Source organism: Flagellimonas marinaquae (genome assembly GCF_023716465.1).
In the GTDB taxonomy this organism is placed as follows: Bacteria; Bacteroidota; Bacteroidia; order Flavobacteriales; family Flavobacteriaceae; genus Flagellimonas; species Flagellimonas alginolytica.
This window is the reverse complement of record NZ_CP092415.1, coordinates 2397111-2419873: the sequence shown is the minus strand read 5'-3', so window position 1 is coordinate 2419873 and position 22763 is coordinate 2397111. Positions and strand designations below refer to the sequence as shown.

Here is a 22763-nt window from a genome sequence, read left to right as displayed (position 1 = left end):
GGTTTCCTCAAAACTGAACATTAAATACTTAACTATGAAAAACAACAAAAGAGCCCTCCTTGCTATTTTTGGGGCCAGCTTACTATTTTTGGCCTCCTGCCAACAGGGCAACAAAAAAGAAGAATCGACCGAACCTGCCAATCCTACCGCAGAACAAACCGAACCTGTTCCAACGCCAAAAGGCATAATCTCCTTAAAGGAATCCAAATCACTTTACGACAATTACACGAAAAACAGAGTGGACATGATCGAAGAGTTCGAAGCGGAGAGAGAGCCCGAAAAAGAATTCGATGCCGCACGCTTCACCTCCTTTACATACGCCGATATGAAAAATTATATGGCTTACGTAGAGCAAGAAGCCAAAGAGGCAGGGGTAGAAGTTGCTTCTTTAAGACTATACTTTGCCAATTACCCCAATAAACCCGATTTTCCCGACGGACAAAAGGTGGTCCACCCAAGACAAAACTCTATTTTTATTGTTCCCACCACTATTATTGATGGGGAAGAGCTCGGGTTTTACATTGATGCTGAAGGAAAAGCAAAACCTATTAAAAACGTGGTGGGCAGTTCCGAAGACCAAGGAAACGACGAAGGGAACACTGCCAAGGCCAGTATGATTCCCACTCTTTTTCAGGATGACGGAACGAGCTTAAACTTAAACCATGGCAACTCTGGTCCTCCGCCATATACCGATTTTCAATAGTGCATGATGTTTGAAAGCTTTTTTAGCCTGGATTTTCTTTTAAAACAGTTTTATATTCCGCTTTATCTTATAACGTGGATGATATCACTATGGCGCTACAAAAGTTTTTTTGACACTGCCCTAAAACATTTACCGATACTCATCATTTATACTTTTTTCACCGAAGTATTGGGATATTTTATCAAGTATAATGATGAGTATCAATTTTTTTCCGATGGGAGATACAATTGGCACAACGTAATAATTTATAATATCTACCAAGTAGTGTTCTTCGTTTTTTTCCTTCAGGTATACAAAAAAGTAATCAAGAGCAAGAAGGTTAAAAAGCAGATTCGCTACTTGAACATTGTTTGCGTTCTTTCCTATACAATCAATGCAATCGCCTATAATCCCCTGCACAACCAAACCACCTATGCCCACATTATTGGGTCTCTGATTTTACTTTATGTATTAGTTATCTATTTTAGGGAAAAGTACTTGGAGGAATCACCTTACCCTCTTAAATTCAATTTGATGTTTTGGCTAAGTTCCGGCTTGACCATATTTTACACTTTCTTCCCAATAATATCGATGATCTATCTACTAAAACTCAATATTGGTGTACAAATATATTTTAGACCTATACTTCTCACTGCGATAGCCTTGATGTACGGTTTGATCATTATTGGATTGATCGCCGGTAAAAGAAAAGCGTTCCGATAAACTACATCGTCATCAATCAATAAAGCACAAAGATTTATATTCCTTATTTTAGCTCTTTTAAAAACCTTGACACTTAGCCTGTTGCCCACACATGGAGGAGCTATTCACTTTTTTGCGCGAACATTACATCCTCCCATTTTATCTTATAGTTTGGCTAGTGGCCATGGCAAGATACCGTACTTATTTTGATACTCAATTAAAATATTACCCCATATACCTGATGTACACATTTATGACAGAAATATTGGGATATTTTATCAAGTTCCACGAAGAGTTTCAAATAGTGAGCAATAACGATTACGATTGGTACAACGTAATAATCTACAACATATATCTCACCCTATCCTATTTGTTCTTTTATTATATCTATTGGAAAACGGTAAAAGAAGAAAAACACAAAAAATGGATACGTTATGGAGCAGGCATCAGCTTAACCGGATATGCCATCAGTCTTTTTTTTCAGAACCCTTTTTATTCCGACCTTTACTATGCCGACCTATTGGCTTCGTGGGTACTTTTGTTTAGTATTTGGCTATACCTTAAAGAAAAGAAGGCAGAAATAAGTCCTTATCCATTAAGATATAACCTATTGTTTTGGACAAGTGCAGGGTTGGCCGTTTTTCAACTTTTCTTTCCCTACCTTATAATTATTGGTTACGAGGCTCCCAATATTTGGATAACATATAATTTTAGGGAAGTCCTCAAAATTCTTATTTTGATAATGTACGGTTCGTTTTTAATCGGGGTCCTGATTCACCGTAGAAGGGCATTTAGATAAAAATAAGCCCAAACAAAAACGCCTCCCGATGGGAGGCGCTGATATTATAATACAATCAAGATTTACATAGCTGCAACCTTGGTCATCAATTTGCTTTTAAGGTTTGCCGCCTTATTATTATGAATGATGTTTTTCTTTGCCAATTTATCTATCATTCCAACAACAGTGGGCAACAAAGCTTCAGCAGCTTTTTTATCTTCTTCGTTACGTAATTTTTTGATGGCGTTACGCACAGTTTTGTGCTGATACCTATTACGCAAACGCACTGCTTCGTTTCTTCTGATTCTCTTTAATGCTGACTTATGGTTTGCCATTGCTAAAAATTAATTCTTTCTTAATCCTTTTTTTGTAGCCCGTAGGGGAATCGAACCCCTGTTACCAGGATGAAAACCTGGCGTCCTAACCCCTAGACGAACGGGCCATTGATTTCAATACTATCCGGGACAACCCAAATATACAGGTTTCAACAACCTTTGTAGCCCGTAGGGGAATCGAACCCCTGTTACCAGGATGAAAACCTGGCGTCCTAACCCCTAGACGAACGGGCCATTATGTTTGCATAATTGCGGATGCAAAAATACAACTATTTTTAAGTCTTGCAACAGTAATTTTGTTTTTTTGACATCTGTTTAATAGGCCTTTGCAAACAACACCCTCCGAACAGAAGGTTTTCCTGTTACCATACAGCTACCTTCCTCCTTTTCCGCATTCAATGGGATACAGCGAATGGTGGCCTTGGTCTCCTCTTTTATCTTATCCTCCGTCTCTGTGGTACCATCCCAATGGGCCGAAACAAATCCGCCCTTTTCCTCGATTATTTTTTTAAACTCATCGTAAGAATCTACTTGGGTTATATGTTCTTTGCGGTAATCCAAAGCTTTCTTGAAAATGTTTTCCTGAATATCGCCCATTAAAGAGACTACCTTATCCACAACCTCTTCGGCTTTTACGATTTCCTTGGTCAAGGTATCCCGTCTCGCAACCTCAAAAGTACCATTGGCAAGGTCCCGTTGGCCCACGGCTAAACGAACAGGCACACCCTTAAGCTCATATTCATTGAATTTAAAGCCTGGTTTATGGGTATCGCGAGTGTCATACTTAACGGTAATCCCCCTATCCCTTAACTCTTTCACCAATGGCTCAACTTTTTCTGAAATGGCATCCAACTGATCTAACCCTTTATAGATCGGAACAATTACTACCTGGATCGGTGCCAATTTAGGGGGCAACACCAAACCATTGTCATCGCTATGCGTCATTACCAAGGCTCCCATCAATCTGGTGGAAACACCCCATGAGGTTGCCCAGACATATTCTTGTTTTCCTTCTTTGTTTGCGAACTTCACATCAAAAGCTTTTGCGAAATTCTGTCCTAAAAAGTGAGAAGTGCCGGCCTGTAGAGCTTTACCATCCTGCATTAGAGCCTCTATACAAAAAGTCTCTTCTGCTCCCGCAAAACGTTCGCTTTCCGTTTTTGTGCCCTTGATCACAGGAACACCCATGTATTTTTCGGCAAACTCGGCATACACGTCCATCATAAGCTCAGCCTCCTCCATAGCCTCTTCTCTTGTTGCATGAGCCGTATGTCCCTCTTGCCATAAAAATTCGGCAGTCCGTAAAAAAAGGCGCGTTCTCATTTCCCAACGAACCACATTTGCCCATTGGTTCACCTTTAACGGAAGATCTCTATACGATTGAATCCATCTGCGGTACGTATCCCAGATAATGGTTTCCGAAGTTGGCCTTACGATCAGCTCTTCTTCCAGTTTTGCATCCTCGTCCACCACAATGCCACTGCCATCCTCGGCATTCTTTAGCCGATAATGGGTCACCACGGCACACTCCTTGGCAAAACCTTCCACATGGCTCGCTTCCTTACTTAAGTAAGACTTGGGTATAAACAACGGAAAGTAAGCATTCTCGTGCCCTGTCTCCTTGAACATTTTGTCCAGTTGGCCCTGCATTTTTTCCCATATGGCATAACCATAGGGCTTAATTACCATACATCCCCGAACTCCTGAGTTTTCGGCCAAATCTGACTTCACAACCAGTTCGTTGTACCATTTGGAATAATCCTCTTCTCTTCTTGTTAAATTTTTACCCATCTGTTGTAGTTTGGCACAAAACTTGTGCCTTTAAGTCTTGAAATGATTGGGTAAAACTAATTATTTTTAGTATGTTCAACAATAAAAATTGCGCCATGTTAAAGTCTTTACTCCACAATAAATTGAGAACGCCCTCCATATTGATGGTAACTGCCATCCTTATGGCATCGTGCGGCTCCTACCAACAAGCATCTTATTATGATGATGGAATCTATTCCACCAACGATCGTGTAGTTGGGGTAGAAAAGAAAAATGCCGAAGCTATGCGGATTGAAGAGCAGGAAAATAATATGTATGGGGATTATTTTGGCCAAAAGGCAAACGAATATGGCGAAATATTGGATGACGAAGTTTTCACCGATATCGATAGTTACTCAAGTCAAGTTCGAAATGACTCGATTCCTTATGGTGAACAAACCGATTATTTCGCGTACAACAATAACTATAACGGCAACCCTGGGTGGGGAGACAATCCAACAAGCATCTCTATAAACGTTTACGATAACAGCTGGGGCTGGGGAGGCTATTACGGCTGGAACGATCCTTGGTTATGGAATGCCGGATGGGCATGGAGCACTGGCTGGGGCTGGGGCTGGAACAACCCTTGGAGATGGAACCGCTGGGGCTGGGCAGGCTACGGTTGGGGCTGGAATGCTGGTTGGGGCTGGGGCTACCCATATAATGGCTGGGGCTGGGCAGGTTACGGCTGGGGCGGCTACTATGGCCGCTACTGGAACAACCCGTATAACAGAGGGTACTACGGCAGAAATTATGCCTATATGTCCGTAAGAAGAGGATATAGTTCACGCATTCCCGGCACTACCCTATCATCTAGAACTAATGCCTATGCCAGTAGATACAGAAGCAATAGTGGCCGTTCCAATGCAACGGTTTCCCGAAACAGCAATTTGGCCAATAGAAGCTCTCGTGGATATAGCAATCGTTCCAATGTAAGACGCTCTGTAAGTGCGGATGCCGTGGCCAGAAACCAAAACTATAGAACAAGCAGAAGTACACGGACCTCTCCCAATTACAATAGAAGCTCAAGAAATTATCCTTCTTATGGAACATCGCCTTCCACACGCAGTAGTAGGAGTTACAACAGAAGCAGCTCATCTTCTTCGAGAAGCTACAGGAACCCTAGTGGAACATCAAGAAGCTACCAATCAAGAAGTTCTGCTCCCAGCAGAAATTACAGTCGCTCCTCCAGTAGGTCCAGCTCCAGGAGTTACCGCAGCAGCGGTTCCTCCAGCAGCAGATCTAGTGGAAGTTACAGAAGTTCACGCGGCAGCTCAAGAAGTTCTGGCGTAAGTAGATCTTCCGGTTCGTCAAGGTCTTCGGGAGCATCTCGTTCTTCAGGTGGAAGTAGAGGTGGCAGAGGTGGCGGAAGACCATAATTCCACAAACGGCATAAAAAAACTAAAACATAAAAAATGAAAAGAATCTCAACTTTCATAATGGTATTGGCTTGCACTTTCGCAAGTGCTCAGACCATCGACGATGTATTGCGCTACAGTTCCGAAAACCTTCAGGGAACTGCAAGGTTCCAAGCCATGGGCGGCGCATTTGGTGCTTTGGGAGGCGACTTGTCCGCCCTAAATATCAATCCTGCCGGTTCGGCCGTGTTCAATTTTAGTGAAATTGCCATCACAGGGTCCAACTATCATACCAATAACGATGCACTTTACGGAAACAGCGTAACCAATACAACATCCAACTCTTTGGATTTTAATCAGGTCGGTGGCGTATTTGTTTTTAATTCATCCAACGATGGTCCTTGGAAGAAAATTGCGCTGGCATTCAACTATGATTTGGTGAATAACTTTGACAATGAATTCGTTGCGGCCGGAAACACTTCCGTCGGAATTGACAATTATTTCCTCAATTTTGCACAAGGAGAGCCATTGGGGCCATTGCGAACCCAACAAGGGGAATTTATCGAAGAGGCTTATTTGGATATTGGCTCTAGTTTGGGCTATTCCGCGCAACAAGCGTTTCTTGGTTTTCAGGCCGGATTAATAGAACCCGTTGATGATGATGACCAAAACACAGCTTATTTTTCCAATGCCCAATACGGAAGCGTAAACCAGAGATTTATCCAAAACACATCGGGCTACAATAGCAAGTTCACCTTGAATTTTGCCAGTCAATACGAGGAGAGCCTTTACATAGGGGCCACGCTGAATTTTCACAATGTATTGTACGACAGGGTCACCTATTTGGATGAAAGTGGGTACGATGCCGAATCCCCGATTCAGTTTGCCTCTTTTGACAATTTATTGCACACCGAGGGACACGGCTTCTCCTTTAGCGTGGGCGCCATAGCCAAATTGAACCAATCCATTAGGGTGGGCGGTAGTTACCAATCACCAACATGGTATAGACTAACGGATGATACATCCCAACGCATCAACACTAATTTGGCGGTTTCCGATATCGACTTCATCAATTTTGGCATTGTTAACCTATATGATGAATACAGAATCAAAACACCCGAAAAGTATACCGGTAGTATTGCCCTTGTATTTGGACAAGAAGGACTGATCAGCTTGGATTATTCGTACCAAGATATGTCCAAGGCCGAACTTAGACCCACATCCGACCCTAGTTTTGGCGCTGAGAACGATTTTATAGCCAGCACGCTGGGTGCTGTAAATTCGTATCGACTTGGTGGCGAATACAGGATACAGGAAGTAAGCCTTAGAGCTGGATACCGGTTTGAAGAAAGCCCTTATGAGGATGGTGATTTTATTGGTGACCTAAATGGGTTCTCCGCAGGAATTGGTTACAGTTTTGGTCCCAACCGACTGGATTTGGCCTTTAGTAGAACCGAACAAGATGTAAATTCATATTTATTTGATGGCGGCATCGATAGCGCAACCTTTATAGAAAGGGTCAACACCAATATATCCCTGGGCTACACCTTAAAATTTTAGAATACAATACGAAGATGATATTCAATGGCCGGAAGAAATTCCGGCTTTTTTTATCGCACCAATGAAAAGTGTCGGCGAACCGAGGTAGCCACCAATACACCCTCGTCGTCGCGTTCATAATCCAAACGGAACCAATAATCGGAAGAGGGCATAACACGACCATTAAATGTTCCGTCCCAACCGATATTTACATCTATTTGTTTTAATAGTTTACCATAACGGTCAAAAATATAAACCACCGGATTCACCAACTCCTCAACACCGTAAACATTCCAGTTATCGTGAACCCCATCGCTATTGGGCGTAAAAAATTTAGGATAACCGACCACTAAAAACTCAATAGGATCGGTTATACCACATCCGTTTTTATCGTTGATCACCACGGTATTTATCCCGGGAGGCACATCGTAGAACAAGGGGTCGTCCTGAAACTCTCCACCGTTAATGGCATATTCGTAATTACCATCGCCCACGGGCACAATCTCGATATTGTAGGGGTCAGTTTGATCACTGTTTACCAAATCGTCGATTACCCGGACCTCATCCAATTCGGGCGTTCCGTAAAAGGTAATCAAGATGTCGTCGGTCAAAGGGTTACCAAAAGGCCATTCGATCTCAACATAATATCTTCCTGAATTAGGACTTGAAACCACCAACTCGGCACCAAAAGAACCTGTCCCTGGCAAAGTAGCATCAATAATTCCATCATCCTCATAGTCCACACTCCATTCTACTGAAGTGATATTGGAACCCGCCGGCGAGTTTAAAGCAGACAAGGTGATATCCGGGTCACCCTCGCAAGCAACAATATCGAACCCTAAAAACTGGTCACGAAGTGTACAATCCAAAGCGCTGTTCTGATCAGCATCTACCGAAGACCCTGTAAACGTAAGGATAAAATCTTCTGGCTCGTCATCAAAATTGGTGTTGTAGTTGTTAATGTACAAATAGTAAATTTCCCCAGCAGTCACATTTAACCATTCGTCGTAGGTGTTTTGACTGGACTTTACAAAGGGAGCTCCCTCCCGGCCATCCACAGGGTTAACTCCAATTCCGGTAAAACCTGTGTCGTTGTATTCGTAATTGCAGCGAATCGGCTGGGCGCTGCCATCCCCTATTATGGTACAAAAATTATCATTGGATGTTTCATCAAATGGCCCATATAGTGCAAAATCCCATTCCGCCGTTATAGGGCCTCCGGGATTAACGGGCAATGCCTCAATATCAAACCCTATTTGACCGTCCGTTCCAGCCCTAAATACGAACCAGCCCGTATTGTTTTCTATATTGGCAGAACTTACGCTACCTTTTTCCAAACATCCTGTTTGGGTAATCACTTCCGGGTCAAAATCGTCGATATCCCCACCTCCATCGGTGGTCCCCAAGATAGGCGCGTCGGCGCAAACAGGAATTGCAGTTCTACAATCTGGCGAGTTTTGCGCACTTGTCGCTTGAAATAGAAAAAAACAGCAGACAGCGCTGAAAAGGGCTTTCATAGAATTTTGGGGCTAAAGGTTATTCTATTTATAACCTGTATAACTCCTTAACTCATCGTTTTAGTATGTTTTTATCCGAAAAATTTGCAGTTAATCGATGAAAGGGACGTTTACCGTTATCTTCTCAAAGAAAAGTGACTTTGTAAATACTTGGCATAGGTTCTGTTCCCACCCTCGTCTATATAAGATAATTTAAACCAATAATCGGTAGAGGGAAGTGGTTTCCCATTTAAGCTGCCATCCCATCCAGGGTCGAACTCCGTCATCTGTTTTATAAGTTTTCCATAACGATCAAATATGGTGACTATTGGAGAATTTAAAGTAGAAAGCCCCTCTATTTGCCATGTTTCGTTCAAAACATCCCCATTGGGAGAAAAAATGGGCATAAACCCAACAACGACAATATCTTCTTGAACCTCGCCGCAACCATGGGGATCTCGCATGGTAACTCTGTGAACACCTGGAGCTACGGCTGTAAAAAGGTTGCTTTCCTGAAACTCTCCACCATCCATACTAAACTCGTAGGCCCCAGAAGTTTCTGTATTGATGGTTACCGTGTTGTTTACGCTCATATCCTCGATGTCGATACTGGAAATTGCCGGCAAATTGGATATGGTTACAGACACGGTACGGACAGTTTCGCATACAACTCCATTGGATTCATTGCTCACCGTGAGCGTATATTCCCCTTCTTCCGAAACCAGAATGGACGGTGTTTGTTCGCCGGATTCCCACTCGTAGCTATAGTTGGGGTCCGGTGTTGTTTCCCCTATTTCTAAAACGCCTACCGATTCACAAATCACCACTTGCTGGTCAAAGGTTAAAACCGGGGTCTCAATGGAATTCAAAATAAAACTTTGACTGGCATCGTAACAATCCGGGTTGGACAAAGATGTGGTCCTAACAAAGATCGTTTCTGTACCACCTATGGGCATGTAATCCTTATCCAACGCATCGACCCCTGCGACGGCGTCTTGTTGGGAGGCATGATAGCTCACCATGACACTTTGGGGGTCCATGTCACCCAGCGCTTCGGAATTCTTTGCGTTCAGATCAAAGATCATATCAAAATCATAACAAACAGACTCATCTTCGAGCGTGCTCGTCACCGGAACTTGGTTGAAGCCAACCTGAACATCACTTATTTCACTTCCGCTAGGCGTTGAAACCACTACGCGATACTGACCCGAAACTTGTGGACTGTAAACTGAGCTCACCTGACCTGTAATCAATTGAAATCCACTGCCCGTATCCATGTACCACTCATATCCCAGGGCTCCGGAGGTAGTAGCATCCAAGATAATATTCTCGCCCTCACATGCGGTTATGGGTGGACCCAGAAGGTTACTAACAATGGAACAGTCCAATGCAGTATTCGGATGATTCTCCCAAATATCACCAGTAAACTGTATGGAAAAGCCAGAATTTACATTGCTAAAATTATTAATGAACAAATAATAATCTTCACCAGCCTGCACCTGAACCCAATCTTCAAAATGTACCGAATCCAAATCACCAGTTGGATCTTCCCCTACTCCAATAAAACTGGCTCCCTCACTATTGTCAAAAAAGTTGCACCGAATGGGTTCGCCCAAATCATTGCAGTCGGTAGCTCGATAAAGTGCAAAATCCCAATCTTCGTTGCTATTATGGCCAATATTAAACCCCAACTGACCTGCCTCTGCGGTCCTGAACCGGTACCAGGATGAGTTGGATTCAATGGCACCAGTAGTTGTTTGCTCCAAACACCCACTAGAGGTCGCACCGTAAAAATCGTCGGAACCAAAACCATTGGTACCTCCATTGATAGGAGTATTGTTACAAATGGGAATGGCATCCGTACAATCTTGGGCCACCTGTGCCAGAGCACCTTGGCAAAATAAGAACAGAAGTAAAGTCTTTGAAATCGATTTCAACATAAAACACTGTGGGTTTGCGCATTATAAAAGTACCATGGCATAGGTCTTAACAATAATTTATGTTGTCAAACCCTTGATACCAGATGTTAAATCGTTCATTAATGTATATCTTTGCTCTCTTTAAGCAACAGCTATGAAACTTGAGCAAACTTTGGAAGAACAACACGACGAAAGAGGTGAGGACCATGTAGGGTCTGCATCTACCGACACACCCATGAGAGAAGATGCTTTTGTATTGAGCGATGAAGAAAAAATCGAGAGAATACAGAACAATGTAAGGGAAATTATGCTTACGCTCGGACTTGATCTGGATGACGATAGTTTGAAAGGAACACCAAAACGCGTGGCAAAAATGTACGTACAGGAAATCTTCGGAGGATTGCACCCTGATAGAAAACCAAAATCGTCCACGTTTGACAATAAATACAAGTACGGTGAAATGTTGGTGGAAAAAAACATTGTGGTCTATTCCACTTGCGAACACCATCTGCTACCCATTGTAGGAAGGGCACATATTGCCTATATTTCCAATGGTACCGTTGTTGGTCTCTCCAAAATGAACCGTATTGTGGATTATTTTGCCAAACGGCCCCAGGTTCAAGAACGTATGAACATCCAAATTGTAAAGGAACTTCAGAAAGTATTGGGCACCGAAGATGTTGCTTGTGTTATCGACGCAAAACACCTTTGTGTCAACTCCCGTGGAATCCGCGATATAGAAAGCAGCACGGTAACCGCGGAATATGGCGGAAAGTTTAAAGAAGAAGCCACACGAAGAGAGTTCCTGGATTACATTAAACTAGAAACCGAATTTTAATCCTAAAAGATTAATGCAACTTTATAAACACCAACCAGTACGAATCCATAATTCACTTACCGGAAAAAAAGACCTGTTCGAACCCATAAACGAAGGCCACGTAGGCATGTATGTTTGCGGTCCTACCGTATACAGTAACGTGCACTTGGGCAACTGCCGCACGTTTATGTCGTTCGATATGATCTTTAGGTACTTCAAACATTTGGGATATAAAGTGCGTTACGTTCGAAACATCACCGATGCCGGACACTTGGAAAACGATGCTGACGAAGGTGAGGATAAAATTGCAAAAAAGGCCAAACTGGAGCAGATTGAACCCATGGAAGTGGTGCAGCGCTACACCGTGGATTTCCATAACACCCTGCAGCAATTCAACCTTTTACCACCCAGTATTGAGCCAACGGCCACAGGTCATATTATTGAACAAATAGAGATCATTAAAGAGATCCTTGAAAAAGGATTTGCCTACGAAGCAAATGGCTCTGTATATTTTGATGTGGTCAAGTTCAACCAAGATCACGATTACGGAAAATTAAGTGGTAGAAAGTTGGAGGATATGATTACCAACACTCGAGAGCTTACCGCCCAGGACGAAAAAAGAAACCCTCAGGATTTTGCCCTCTGGAAAAAAGCGGAACCCCAGCACATCATGCGCTGGCCATCCCCTTGGGGAGATGGTTTTCCAGGATGGCACTTGGAGTGTACTGCCATGAGCACCAAATATCTGGGCGAAACCTTCGATATTCACGGCGGAGGAATGGACCTTAAATTCCCCCACCACGAGTGCGAGATCGCACAAGCAGAGGCCAGTACGGGTAAATCCCCTGTAAACTACTGGATGCACGCCAATATGTTGACCCTGAACGGCAGAAAAATGTCCAAATCCACGGACAACAACATCTACCCTGCCGAAATTTTTAGCGGCGACAATAATATTTTAAGCAAGCCCTACACCCCTGCAGTGGTTCGCTTCTTTATGATGCAAGCCCATTATACCAGCATTTTAGATCTTAGTGACGAAGCATTACAGGCATCTGAAAAAGGGTACAACCGTTTGATGGATGCTTTGGACGGAATCGATAAACTCAAAACCGCAGACAAAACAGAGTTTGATGTGGCTACTTGGAAGCAGAAATGCTACGATGCCATGAACGACGACTTCAACACGCCAATTTTAATTGCACAGTTGTTCGAGGCCGTAAAGCATATCAACTTGATCAAAGAGGACAAGGAAACCATTTCTGCTGAAGACAAAGAGTTGCTTTCCAGTTCACTTAAAGCCTTTGTTTACGATGTGCTCGGTATCGAAAATCAATCCATGACCAAAGATGATTCCAATACACTAAATGGTGTTATGGAATTATTGATTGATATTAGAAATGAAGCACGGGCCAAAAAGGACTTTGCTACTTCCGACAAAATCAGGGACCAATTGGTTGAGTTGGGCATCCAAATCAAAGATGGTAAGGACGGGACCACTTTCAGCGTAAATTAATGCTTGATAAATTTTGATTGGTACTCCCCTGGCGAAACGTGTATTTTTCGCTTGAACAAACGGTTGAAATACGAGCGGTTTTCAAACCCACATTCCAAATAAATCTCCTTTATTTTCCTATCGGGATCTTTTAAGAGATTGATGGCCATTTTTATGCGCTCGCTGTTAATGTAATCAATCGGGGTTACTCCTAATTCTTCTTTAAAAGTCTTATGGAAATGCGATTCGCTCATACAGGCTTTTTTGCTCAGATCACTTACGGACAAAGGTTCGTGCAAGTGCTGGGAGATAAATTCGATTACATAGGCCAACCGATTGTTAGAACTTATTTTAGAGGCATTTTGCATGTATTTTTCCCGCGTATTGCCCTGTAAAATTCGAATAATCAATTCCTGAAGCATGTTGTCCACAAAATAGTCTTTGGACGGATGGTTCTCGGTGAACAAGTACAATAATCGCTGAATAATACCATAAATACTGGCATCGTTGGTAAAGTGGTAGTTGTAATCCATCAAAACCCATTCAGTTCCATCGTGTTTCGGCATTACTTCGTTCATTAAATTGATGACTTTGTTTATTTTTTCATCGGAAATGGCCATGGCCAAGCAACGTGTCGGATTCTCTTCGTTTGCTTCTGGAAAATCAATGCACATAACTTCATTGGAGGGAAGAATCAAGGACTCACCCGGCAGGAAATTAAATGACTTCTTATCCCTGAGATGCATTACCTTTTTCCCTATCAGCATAGAGGCGAGCACAGGTTGATCAAACTGAAGGAATACTTTTTCTGCTTGCAGATGCGTCTCAAAAACATGCATTGAAGCATTATTCAAAGTATAGGAGGTTTGGTTCTCGACCAAATATTCCAGCTTTCTTTCTTTAAAGAATTTATCCGGTAAATGCATATAAAATACTCACTTCTTAAGAAATTATATAAATACTTAATAAATATAAAAATTATGATACTGTTTTTTGTTAAAAGTATAAAAACAAAGAGAATTGGTCATGTCATTAATAGTATACGTCAGATATACGGGGTTCAAAATCAATACTTTTAGAATCAGCCACTTGAGCAAAGTGCGCAACACATAAAAATTAATTTTAACAACAAGTATTATGAGCAATGTACAAACTACGGAACGTAGTGTTTTGGAAAAACCTAAGTTCAAAGATCAGTATGAAAATTACATCGGCGGAAAATGGACCCCACCGACAAAAGGGGAATATTTTGACAATATTTCTCCTGTCGATGGGAATGCATTCACCAAAATTGCGCGGTCTACGGCAGAGGATGTAGACAAAGCTATCGATGCAGCGTGGGCGGCAGCACCAGAATGGAATAACTCTTCCGCAACCTACCGCAGCAACTTATTGTTAAAGATTGCCGACGTTATGGAAAACAATCTCGAGGCTTTGGCCCGTGCCGAAACCTGGGACAATGGCAAAGCCTTGCGCGAGACACGTGCCGCGGACATGCCATTAGCGGTTGACCACTTCAGGTATTTTGCGGGAGTAATTCGCGCAGAAGAAGGTTCCGTAAGTGAGTTGGATTCCAACACCGTGTCCATGAACGTTTTGGAGCCTCTAGGTGTGGTCGGGCAAATCATCCCATGGAACTTCCCTATCCTGATGGCCGCATGGAAATTGGCCCCCGCATTGGCCGCTGGGAACTGTGTAGTACTTAAGCCTGCAGAGCAAACACCCGTTGGAATCCTTATTTTGATGGAACTTATAGAGGATATTCTACCCGCAGGCGTACTTAACATTGTAAATGGATTTGGCTTGGAAGCAGGAAAACCATTAGCTTCCAGTCCACGCATAAAAAAAATCGCGTTTACGGGAGAAACCACTACTGGGCAATTGATCATGCAATATGCGTCCAAGAACATTATTCCCGTGACCTTGGAGTTGGGCGGTAAATCCCCGAACGTTTTCTTCGAAAGCATTATGGATGCGGATGATGAGTTCTTCGATAAATGTTTGGAAGGCGCTGTAATGTTTGCCTTGAACCAAGGGGAGGTCTGTACCTGCCCATCCAGAATATTGGTTCAGGAAAGCATTTATGACAAATTCATTGAGCGAGTTATAGAGCGTACCAAAGCCATCAAACTTGGCCATCCGTTGGATCCAACCACCATGATGGGCGCACAAGCATCGAATGATCAGTTCGAGAAAATCATGAACTACATCCAAATAGGTAAAGAAGAAGGATGCGAAGTTCTGGCAGGAGGTGACGCTGCTTATAACGAAGGCCTGGAAGGTGGGTATTACATTCAACCCACTATTTTGAAAGGAAACAACAAAATGCGCGTATTCCAAGAAGAAATTTTTGGTCCCGTGGTCTGTGTCACCACTTTTAAAGATGAAGCAGAAGCACTGGAAATCGCCAACGACACCCTTTATGGATTGGGAGCGGGAGTTTGGACACGCGATATGCACCAAGCCTATAAAATCTCCAGACAGATACAAGCTGGCAGGGTTTGGGTAAACTGCTATCACAACTACCCTGCACATGCACCGTTTGGAGGATACAAAAAGTCAGGAATCGGAAGAGAAAATCATAAAATGATGCTCAGCCACTATACTCAGACCAAAAATATGCTGATTTCCTACGATAAGAACAAATTAGGCTTTTTCTAGGATGGAAAACTTGATTAAACGTGTGTTGGTTTCGGACCATGCCATAAAAATAATTGATCAATTAAGGGAACGCCACGATGAACTGATGTTCCATCAAAGTGGAGGTTGTTGTGATGGTTCCTCTCCCATGTGCTTTCCAAAAGGTGAGTTGATGCTGAATGAGAACGATGTGAAGTTGGGCACCATCCACGGCTGTGATTTTTTTATGAGTAAGGACCAGTTCGAATACTGGAAACACACACAGCTCACGGTCGATGTGACCACGGGACGTGGTGCCAGTTTTAGCCTGGAAATTCCGTTGGGACTCCGTTTTGTCATCAAATCACGATTGTACACGGATGGGGAACGAGAACATTTGGCGCCCGTACAACCCGCAGAAGAAGTGTAGCATAAGCCCCGACAAATTCGGGGCTTTTTCATACCTTGTCCTTGGATTCACCCGGAAGATAATATGAAGAAAATTTTGATAGCGCCATTTGTTTTGTTGGTAAGGTTTTACCAACTTTTTATATCCCCCATGTTTCCTTCCACATGCCGCTATTCCCCCACTTGTTCACAATACACCTTGGAAGCCTTAAAAAAGCACGGACTCTTTAAAGGCGGATGGCTTTCTATTAAACGTATAGCCAGTTGCCACCCCTGGGGAGGAAGCGGATATGATCCTGTCCCTTAAAAAATTGCGCTTTAATTAACACCCTGCAACCGTTCAAAGTAGTTATATTAGTCCAAAATTTATTTCAATGTACTTTCTAGGATTTGACTGGAACCCTGAAGGAACTCTTTTTAAACTGGGTTTTCTACAGATAAAATATTACAATTTGCTATGGATTGCCGCCTTCATACTAGGCTGGTTCATCATGAAGAAAATCTTCTTGAACGAAAAGAAGTCCATGGAAAAACTGGATTCCCTTTTTATTTATACCGTGGTATCCATAATGCTCGGAGCACGATTGGGGCACGTATTTTTTTACGATTGGGACTACTATAAAGATCATTTGGCAGAAATCCTTTTACCTATCCACGAAAACGCGAACAGTTCGCTCTTCGGTATCATCAATGGGTACGAGTTTACCGGCTTTACAGGCTTGGCCAGTCATGGAGCTACTATCGCTGCCATTATCGGTATTTGGTTGTATACTCGTAAATGGAAAGACATTAAAATGCTTTGGCTATTGGATAGGTTGGTAGTTCCCTCTGCAATCGGTGCCGCATTTGTAAGGTTCGGTAATTTTTTCAATTCCGAGATCAATGGAAAAAAAGTGGATGAAGCCTATTTCCTAGCAACTCGTTTTATCCGTGATTCGGACGATATGCCTGCATATCAAGCGATGGCACTCACCAAAGAAAAAACACCGAACGCAGCCTACAAAGCCATTCAGCACAACCCGGAGTTCTCTGAAGTTTTACAGTCCATACCATTTCGCCATCCCGCCCAATTGTACGAGGCCATTTGTTACATTTTCGTATTCGTGGTTCTATACCTGCTCTACTGGAAAACAGATTGGAAAAACAAACCAGGCTTCCTTTTTGGTTTGTTTATGGTTCTTTTGTTCGTGGTAAGGTTCTTTGTGGAATTCTACAAAAAAAGCCAAGGCGGTTTCGAAGATACCCTCGGCATGCTTTCCACTGGGCAATGGCTCAGTATCCCCATGATTTTGATCGGTGTATTTTTTATGGTAAAACCAGCACCTGTAGAACCTTAGCGACATGGCAAATTTTGGAAAAATAATAGTATTCACGGTTGTTTTGATTCTGGTATCGTGCAAGAGCGAATCCAAACAAGCCATTAAAACACAAACGGTTTCCTTTACAAAAGAAGGAGAGCTAACCATTCTTTCTGAGGAATCAGAAGCCATAAAGGCTAGTTTTGAAATCGAGATTGCCGAATCGGAATACGAGACCCAAACTGGGTTAATGTACCGAAAATCCATGAAAGAGAATCGAGGAATGCTATTTATTCAGCCCACAGAATCCTTGCAGTACTTTTACATGAAGAACACAGAAATTCCCTTGGATATAATTTACATTGATTCAGGAATGAAGATCGTGAGCTTTCAGAAAAACGCCCAACCGTTCAATGAAGATACCTTACCATCCAATATCCCTGCAAGATATGTATTTGAAATTAACGCAGGGCTTTCGGATAAATTGGGACTACAAGTTGGTGATAGTATTTCATTTACACGTGATTAAATGTCTAAATACCTACTGGACAACCAAACATCCGACCGACTGCTTTATCGTAAGTTGACCGATTCGGATTTCGAAGATTGGCTCCCTTTCTACAACGACCCAAGATCCACACAATACTGGGACGGTCTGCCCAAAGATCCCGTAGAAGCTTGCAAAGCACAGTTCGAACGGGTATTTGAACGCTATCAAAACGATTTAGGTGGCATGAACGCCCTAATTTTAAAAGAATCCGGAAAACTGATCGGTATTTGCGGACTCCTAGTTCAAACTGTGGACAATGTAAAGGAACTGGAAATTGGCTATTCCGTTCTACCCAATTATTGGCTTAAGGGTCTTGCATCTGAAGCTGCCCGAAAATGTAAGGCCTTTGCGTTTGAAAACAATTTTTCGGATTCCCTGATCTCCATTATCCATGTGGACAACATACCCTCCCAAAAAGTCGCAATAAACAATGGTATGTACTTGGACAAAACAACAGTCTACAAGAACAATCCCGTACATATTTTTAGAGTTAAGCGAGGATAATCGTAATTTTAAGGCAATACCAATTGCCTCATGAAGCTACACAAAAGCTACACTATCCTTACGCAGAACAATTCCAATACCAAACAATTGGTTCAAAATCTATTGAAGAACGATCCAATTGATGGGCTGCTCGAACTACAGAACTTAAAAGGTTTGCTTTTCTCAAAGTCAGAAATTGACCGTTATATGGACGAAGAGGAACGCCACGATATTAAAATTTTGACCAAGGACAGCGAACAGCCGTTAAAAACCATGAGCAGTGGAGAGCAAAAAAAAGCGCTACTTACCTATCTGCTTCAAAAAGACCTGGATTTTTTAATCTTGATAAATCCATTCGATAATTTGGACACTGACACACAAGCCAAATTAAAAGAAGAACTTGTAAATATTTCATCAAACAAAATTTTGGTACAATTGGTCAGTAGATTGGATGATATTTTGCCCAACACTTCCGATTTTTTTAAACTTGATGGAAATACGCTACACCACTATTGTTCATCCGATGAGTTTTGGACGCAAAACAAAATGGAACCCATACCTTTTAATGGCACCATTCCTCCATCTTTGTCACAAGTCAAAATTGACCATAAGGAACTGGTAAGTTTTAAGAAGGTTTCGGTCAGCTTTAATGGCCGCCAAGTACTGAACAATATAGATTGGACCATAAACAAAGGAGAGTTTTGGCAATTGAAAGGTCCGAATGGAAGCGGAAAGTCCACACTATTGTCCATGATCACAGGGGACAGCCATAAAGGTTACGGCCAAGATTTGACCATTTTTGGCCTACAAAAGGGCAAGGGTGAAAGTGTTTGGGACCTCAAACAAAACATCGGCTATTACACTCCGGTAATCACCAATACATTTAAAGGATACCACAGTCTGGAAAATATGATCATTTCTGGCCTGCACGATTCCATAGGACTGTATGTACAACCAACCGACCGTGAAAAAAATTTGGCCGAACAATGGCTACAACTACTCAATTTGGAAACTCGAAAAAATGAGTATTTCAAAGATCTAACAATTGGTGAAAGCCGATTACTTATGATGGCACGGGCCATGATAAAACACCCTCCTTTGTTAATTTTGGACGAACCTACTGCTGGACTTGACGATAAGAGCGCCAATCTTTTTGTTGCCCTGGTGAACAAGGTGGCCAAAGAAAGCGACACTGCCATAGTTTTTGTCTCACATAGAGAAGAACCTCAGTTACATCCAGAACACATCTTTGAACTACAACCATCCGAAATGGGATCGACGGGTAAACCATCACAAAAAATTCATAAATAGATTGGCGCACGGTGCATTTTTTTACAAAAACCACTGATTTGATCACTGATTGTATTTATTCAGGATAGTTCACAAAAAAAGACCCTCTAAAAAGAGGGTCTTTAATATAAAGTGTAATATAAAAAACGAAAAACTACGATTCGGTTGCTTCAGCAACTTTGTTCTTTAATGAATCGAACATCACCGGTGTTGCGATAAATACAGATGAATATGTACCTACGATTACACCAATGATCATCGCGAACATAAATCCTCTTAGGCTCTCGCCTCCAAAAATAAAGATAGCCAACAACACGATCAATGTGGTAAGCGAGGTGTTCAAGGTTCGGCTCAATGTACTGTTCAATGCCAAGTTAATGTGCTCTCCGCCCTTCCAGCCTTTTAGACCAGTTACTTCACGAATACGGTCGAATACTACCACCGTATCGTTCAGGGAATAACCAATTACGGTTAGGATGGCCGCAATAAAGGCTTGGTCAATTTCCATGTTGAACGGCATTATACTACCTGTAAGGGAGAATATACCCAAAACGATCATAACATCGTGGAATACCGCTACCACAGCCCCTAAAGAGAACTGCCATTTTCTAAACCTGAAAAGAATATAAAGGAATACTACCGCCAAGGAACCGATAATGGCCAAGAAAGCGTTTTTCTTGATATCATCCGCGATGGTAGGCCCAACCTTAACAGATTGAAGGATACCGATAGATTTTTCGGAAGCACCAACGGTAAAATCTTCAAAAGAAGTTCCGTCTGGCAAATATTTTTGTAGCGATGTGTACAGCTTATCCTGGATCTCCGTATCTATCTCCACTCCTTCTTGATCCACTTTGTATGGTGTGGTCACTTTTATCTGATTGGCATCACCAAAAGTTTTCACATTGGTACCACTACCGAATACCGTATTAAGTTCGGATGCAATCTCTGAAGGGTTCACAGCTTTCTCAAAACGGATTTGATAAGAACGTCCTCCTATAAAATCAACCCCTTGGTTAAGTCCATTGGTAAACAACGAGAAAACACTCACCGCTACCAAAATGGCGGATACCACATAGGCGATCTTTCGTTTGGACAAGAAGTTGATATCCAAATTGGTAAACAGGTTCTTTGTGATACCTGTACTGAAATCGAGGCGCCTTCCTTTTTTGCTCGTGTAGGCCTCGATCATTAATCGAGTAACAAAAATGGCCGTGAACAAGGAAGTAACAATACCGATCATCAAGGTCGTGGCAAAACCTTTAATTGGTCCTGAACCAAAAACAAAAAGAATGATCGCGGTAAGACCTGTAGTAATATTGGCATCCAAAATAGAGGACAAAGCGTTTCCAAAACCATCGGCTATGGCTTGTGCCTTTCCTTTTCCTCGCGCCAACTCTTCTTTAACCCTTTCAAAAATAAGTACGTTGGCATCTACCGACATACCTATAGTCAGTACAATACCCGCAATACCTGGCAATGTCAATACAGCGCCAAGGCTGGTCAGCACACCAAAAATCAACAAAATATTGAATACCAAAGCGATATCCGCAAACACTCCTGCCCTACCGTAGTAGAATATCATCCAAAGCAATACGAACGCCATGGCGATCATAAAGGACATAAATCCACTATCGATAGCTTCTTGACCCAAAGATGGGCCTACCACTTCTGACTGGATAATATCCGCAGAAGCAGGAAGTTTACCCGCACGCAAAACGTTGGCAATATCTTTGGTCTCGTTTACAGTAAATGTTCCCGTAATCTCCGAACGCCCACCAGAAATTGGCCCCGAAGAAACCCCAGGTGCAGTGTACACTTTGTTATCCAATACAATGGCAATACCTGTTTGGTTGTTGTAGGCATCCCCCGTTAATTCTTCCCATTCTTTGGCACCACGAGTATTCATCGTCATGCTAACGGCCGGTTTATTGAACTGATCAAAGGTATCCTGAGCATCGGAAACAACATCTCCGCTAATCCTTGGTGTACCTTCTCGGTTGGATTTCAAAGCATACAAGTCAACTATTTCCGCATCTTGCGAAGGTCTTTCCCAAAGGAATTTGGTAAACTGAACATCATTCGGCAATAGCCTTTTAATTGCAGGCATTCTTAAATACCCGCCAATTTCTGCGGTATCGGCCACCAAGGCTCTTGCTATGGCGTGACTCCCTGGATCGGCTGGAATCAATTTACCCAAAATCGGATTGGCATCCTGTGACATATCCAACGAGTCTTGAGCTACATCGGATAGCAGGGAATCAATTTCCGATTCCGGTTTTGAGATTTCGTCCTCGGTAGATGTTTTCGGCTCCAAAATCTCTTTTAAACGTTCGTTGGCATTAACCAAAAACGTTGCAATACTTTGGTTGCTCTGTGGATAGGTTTCCCAAAATTCCAACTGTGCCGTACTGGACAACAATTCCTGGGCACGGGCAATATCCTTGGCCCCTGGAAGTTCCACTAAAATTCTTCCCGAGTTACCTTCTCTTTGAATATTGGGCTGTGTTACCCCAAAACCATCGATACGCTCTCGCAAAACTTCGAACGCAGAAACTATGGATTCATCAATCTTTCTTCTGATGATGGGTTTTACCTCATCATCGGACATTTGAAAATTAATATCATCGCTCAGTCCTTTATTGGCAAAAATGTCCGGTGAGGCCAGTTTGGTATCTCCTTTGATATTGTCAAAAGCTTCGAAAAACAGTTCCAAATAGGTGTTGTCACTATTTTTTGATGCTTCGTCGGCATCTGCCAAGGCTTTGTTGAACACAGGGTTCTTGGTGTTGTTGGCCAAGCCTTTCAAAATATCCTTAACGGAAATCTGAAGGGTAACGTTGATACCTCCTTTAAGGTCCAATCCTTTGTTCAACTCTTTTGTTTTGGCATCCGCGTAGCTCGTATACCCCAAAACAGTATTATCACTGATGGAATCCAAGTACGATGCCTCTAAAGCTTCGCGCTTTGCAACATAATCTTCCTCAGCCTCCGAAATTTGGCCAATTGCGTAAGCCTCAGCATCTTTCTCCAACTTATTAGTGATGAAAGTATAAGATAACTGATAGATGCTCACCAAGCCAAAAAGGATCGCGAAAAGCCTTATAAGTCCTTTATTCTGCATTGATTGTTAATTTTTTAGAAGTTTTCTTAAACAGCGTGCAAATATATCATTTCCGATAAGA

Annotated in this window: 20 protein-coding genes and 2 tRNA genes; 14 read left to right on the top strand and 8 right to left on the bottom strand. The window is 42.4% G+C overall.

The features are described 5' to 3' along the window. The first annotated feature begins 34 nt into the window (after positions 1-34). The 3 genes from MJO53_RS10835 to MJO53_RS10825 all read left to right on the top strand — a co-directional run bounded on the left by MJO53_RS10835 (position 35) and on the right by MJO53_RS10825 (position 2183). Positions 35-703 carry a hypothetical protein gene (locus MJO53_RS10835; RefSeq protein WP_252079086.1) on the top strand — a complete coding sequence of 223 codons (669 nt, stop codon included), beginning with the start codon at positions 35-37 and terminating at the stop codon, positions 701-703. Between the two features lie 78 nt (positions 704-781). Further along, positions 782-1405 carry a hypothetical protein gene (locus MJO53_RS10830; RefSeq protein WP_252079085.1) on the top strand — a complete coding sequence of 208 codons (624 nt, stop codon included), beginning with the start codon at positions 782-784 and terminating at the stop codon, positions 1403-1405. Between the two features lie 91 nt (positions 1406-1496). Further along, positions 1497-2183, top strand: a complete 687-nt coding sequence (locus MJO53_RS10825) for a hypothetical protein (RefSeq protein ID WP_252079084.1) — start codon at positions 1497-1499, stop codon at positions 2181-2183. 62 nt (positions 2184-2245) lie between these two features. Here the strand turns inward: MJO53_RS10825 and rpsT are convergent, their stop codons facing one another. The 4 genes from rpsT to proS form a co-directional block, all read right to left on the bottom strand. Then, positions 2246-2497: a 30S ribosomal protein S20 gene (gene rpsT / locus MJO53_RS10820; RefSeq protein WP_207069686.1), complete on the bottom strand. Its 252-nt coding sequence runs from the start codon at positions 2495-2497 to the stop codon at positions 2246-2248. Positions 2498-2532: 35 nt separating this feature from the next. After that, positions 2533-2604: transfer RNA gene (locus MJO53_RS10815), tRNA-Glu, on the bottom strand. A 55-nt stretch (positions 2605-2659) separates the two neighbouring features. Continuing rightward, positions 2660-2731, bottom strand: a tRNA-Glu gene (locus MJO53_RS10810). A gap of 81 nt (positions 2732-2812) precedes the next feature. Then, positions 2813-4288 (bottom strand): proline--tRNA ligase, encoded by a 1476-nt coding sequence (proS, locus tag MJO53_RS10805; protein ID WP_252079083.1) that lies wholly within the window; start codon positions 4286-4288, stop codon positions 2813-2815. Between the two features lie 95 nt (positions 4289-4383). Between proS and MJO53_RS10800 the strand changes: the two genes are divergently transcribed. Continuing rightward, positions 4384-5685: a hypothetical protein gene (locus MJO53_RS10800; RefSeq protein WP_252079082.1), complete on the top strand. Its 1302-nt coding sequence runs from the start codon at positions 4384-4386 to the stop codon at positions 5683-5685. 36 nt (positions 5686-5721) lie between these two features. Further along, positions 5722-7224: an OmpP1/FadL family transporter gene (locus MJO53_RS10795; RefSeq protein WP_252079081.1), complete on the top strand. Its 1503-nt coding sequence runs from the start codon at positions 5722-5724 to the stop codon at positions 7222-7224. Between the two features lie 50 nt (positions 7225-7274). Here MJO53_RS10795 and MJO53_RS10790 read toward each other — a convergent pair whose 3' ends face one another. Both MJO53_RS10790 and MJO53_RS10785 read right to left on the bottom strand, forming a co-directional pair. Then, a complete protein-coding gene (locus MJO53_RS10790; protein ID WP_252079080.1) occupies positions 7275-8720 on the bottom strand; it encodes a T9SS type B sorting domain-containing protein in 1446 nt (481 codons plus the stop codon). A 116-nt stretch (positions 8721-8836) separates the two neighbouring features. After that, positions 8837-10639, bottom strand: coding sequence for a T9SS type B sorting domain-containing protein (locus MJO53_RS10785; RefSeq protein WP_252079079.1), 1803 nt, complete (start codon positions 10637-10639; stop codon positions 8837-8839). A gap of 133 nt (positions 10640-10772) precedes the next feature. On the opposite strand from MJO53_RS10785, the gene folE reads away from it, so the two are divergent. Both folE and cysS read left to right on the top strand, forming a co-directional pair. After that, complete coding sequence (gene folE, locus MJO53_RS10780; RefSeq protein WP_224835314.1) at positions 10773-11456, top strand: GTP cyclohydrolase I FolE; 684 nt, start codon at positions 10773-10775, stop codon at positions 11454-11456. A 13-nt stretch (positions 11457-11469) separates the two neighbouring features. Continuing rightward, on the top strand, positions 11470-12951 hold the full coding sequence (gene cysS, locus MJO53_RS10775) for a cysteine--tRNA ligase (RefSeq protein ID WP_252079078.1): 1482 nt from the start codon (positions 11470-11472) through the stop codon (positions 12949-12951). On the opposite strand, the gene MJO53_RS10770 is transcribed toward cysS, so the two are convergent. Continuing rightward, positions 12948-13856 (bottom strand): AraC family transcriptional regulator, encoded by a 909-nt coding sequence (locus MJO53_RS10770; RefSeq protein WP_224835316.1) that lies wholly within the window; start codon positions 13854-13856, stop codon positions 12948-12950. The two genes, cysS and MJO53_RS10770, sit on opposite strands and share 4 nt — an antisense overlap. Before the next feature lie 211 nt (positions 13857-14067). Here MJO53_RS10770 and MJO53_RS10765 point away from each other — a divergent pair, with 211 nt between their 5' ends. The 7 genes from MJO53_RS10765 to MJO53_RS10735 all read left to right on the top strand — a co-directional run bounded on the left by MJO53_RS10765 (position 14068) and on the right by MJO53_RS10735 (position 19599). Next, a complete protein-coding gene (locus tag MJO53_RS10765) occupies positions 14068-15591 on the top strand; it encodes an aldehyde dehydrogenase family protein (protein ID WP_252079077.1) in 1524 nt (507 codons plus the stop codon). Between the two features lies 1 nt (position 15592). Then, positions 15593-15979 (top strand): DUF779 domain-containing protein, encoded by a 387-nt coding sequence (locus MJO53_RS10760; RefSeq protein WP_252079076.1) that lies wholly within the window; start codon positions 15593-15595, stop codon positions 15977-15979. Between the two features lie 63 nt (positions 15980-16042). Continuing rightward, positions 16043-16264, top strand: coding sequence for a membrane protein insertion efficiency factor YidD (yidD, locus tag MJO53_RS10755; protein WP_224835319.1), 222 nt, complete (start codon positions 16043-16045; stop codon positions 16262-16264). A 67-nt stretch (positions 16265-16331) separates the two neighbouring features. Then, positions 16332-17294, top strand: a complete 963-nt coding sequence (gene lgt, locus MJO53_RS10750) for a prolipoprotein diacylglyceryl transferase (RefSeq protein WP_224835320.1) — start codon at positions 16332-16334, stop codon at positions 17292-17294. A gap of 4 nt (positions 17295-17298) precedes the next feature. Next, positions 17299-17784 carry a DUF192 domain-containing protein gene (locus tag MJO53_RS10745; protein WP_252079075.1) on the top strand — a complete coding sequence of 162 codons (486 nt, stop codon included), beginning with the start codon at positions 17299-17301 and terminating at the stop codon, positions 17782-17784. Then, positions 17785-18309 carry a GNAT family N-acetyltransferase gene (locus MJO53_RS10740; protein WP_224835322.1) on the top strand — a complete coding sequence of 175 codons (525 nt, stop codon included), beginning with the start codon at positions 17785-17787 and terminating at the stop codon, positions 18307-18309. Between the two features lie 30 nt (positions 18310-18339). Then, entirely contained in the window at positions 18340-19599 is a 1260-nt protein-coding gene (locus MJO53_RS10735; protein ID WP_252079074.1) for an ATP-binding cassette domain-containing protein, read from the top strand. Between the two features lie 133 nt (positions 19600-19732). On the opposite strand, the gene secDF is transcribed toward MJO53_RS10735, so the two are convergent. Then, the gene (gene secDF, locus MJO53_RS10730; protein ID WP_252079073.1) at positions 19733-22702 is read right to left on the bottom strand and encodes a protein translocase subunit SecDF; all 2970 of its coding nucleotides are present in this window, start codon (positions 22700-22702) and stop codon (positions 19733-19735) included. Between the last annotated feature and the right edge of the window lie 61 nt (positions 22703-22763).

Coding starts and splice junctions, on each gene's coding strand:
- MJO53_RS10830 (WP_252079085.1), top strand. CDS start 782: ATGATATCACTATGGCGCTACAAAAGTTTTTTTGACACTGCCCTAAAA.
- MJO53_RS10765 (WP_252079077.1), top strand. CDS start 14,068: ATGAGCAATGTACAAACTACGGAACGTAGTGTTTTGGAAAAACCTAAG.
- MJO53_RS10770 (WP_224835316.1), bottom strand. CDS start 13,856: ATGCATTTACCGGATAAATTCTTTAAAGAAAGAAAGCTGGAATATTTG.
- MJO53_RS10835 (WP_252079086.1), top strand. CDS start 35: ATGAAAAACAACAAAAGAGCCCTCCTTGCTATTTTTGGGGCCAGCTTA.
- cysS (WP_252079078.1), top strand. CDS start 11,470: ATGCAACTTTATAAACACCAACCAGTACGAATCCATAATTCACTTACC.
- MJO53_RS10740 (WP_224835322.1), top strand. CDS start 17,785: ATGTCTAAATACCTACTGGACAACCAAACATCCGACCGACTGCTTTAT.
- lgt (WP_224835320.1), top strand. CDS start 16,332: ATGTACTTTCTAGGATTTGACTGGAACCCTGAAGGAACTCTTTTTAAA.
- MJO53_RS10785 (WP_252079079.1), bottom strand. CDS start 10,639: ATGTTGAAATCGATTTCAAAGACTTTACTTCTGTTCTTATTTTGCCAA.
- rpsT (WP_207069686.1), bottom strand. CDS start 2,497: ATGGCAAACCATAAGTCAGCATTAAAGAGAATCAGAAGAAACGAAGCA.
- MJO53_RS10800 (WP_252079082.1), top strand. CDS start 4,384: ATGTTAAAGTCTTTACTCCACAATAAATTGAGAACGCCCTCCATATTG.
- folE (WP_224835314.1), top strand. CDS start 10,773: ATGAAACTTGAGCAAACTTTGGAAGAACAACACGACGAAAGAGGTGAG.
- yidD (WP_224835319.1), top strand. CDS start 16,043: ATGAAGAAAATTTTGATAGCGCCATTTGTTTTGTTGGTAAGGTTTTAC.
- MJO53_RS10735 (WP_252079074.1), top strand. CDS start 18,340: ATGAAGCTACACAAAAGCTACACTATCCTTACGCAGAACAATTCCAAT.
- MJO53_RS10795 (WP_252079081.1), top strand. CDS start 5,722: ATGAAAAGAATCTCAACTTTCATAATGGTATTGGCTTGCACTTTCGCA.
- proS (WP_252079083.1), bottom strand. CDS start 4,288: ATGGGTAAAAATTTAACAAGAAGAGAAGAGGATTATTCCAAATGGTAC.
- MJO53_RS10825 (WP_252079084.1), top strand. CDS start 1,497: ATGGAGGAGCTATTCACTTTTTTGCGCGAACATTACATCCTCCCATTT.
- secDF (WP_252079073.1), bottom strand. CDS start 22,702: ATGCAGAATAAAGGACTTATAAGGCTTTTCGCGATCCTTTTTGGCTTG.
- MJO53_RS10790 (WP_252079080.1), bottom strand. CDS start 8,720: ATGAAAGCCCTTTTCAGCGCTGTCTGCTGTTTTTTTCTATTTCAAGCG.
- MJO53_RS10760 (WP_252079076.1), top strand. CDS start 15,593: ATGGAAAACTTGATTAAACGTGTGTTGGTTTCGGACCATGCCATAAAA.
- MJO53_RS10745 (WP_252079075.1), top strand. CDS start 17,299: ATGGCAAATTTTGGAAAAATAATAGTATTCACGGTTGTTTTGATTCTG.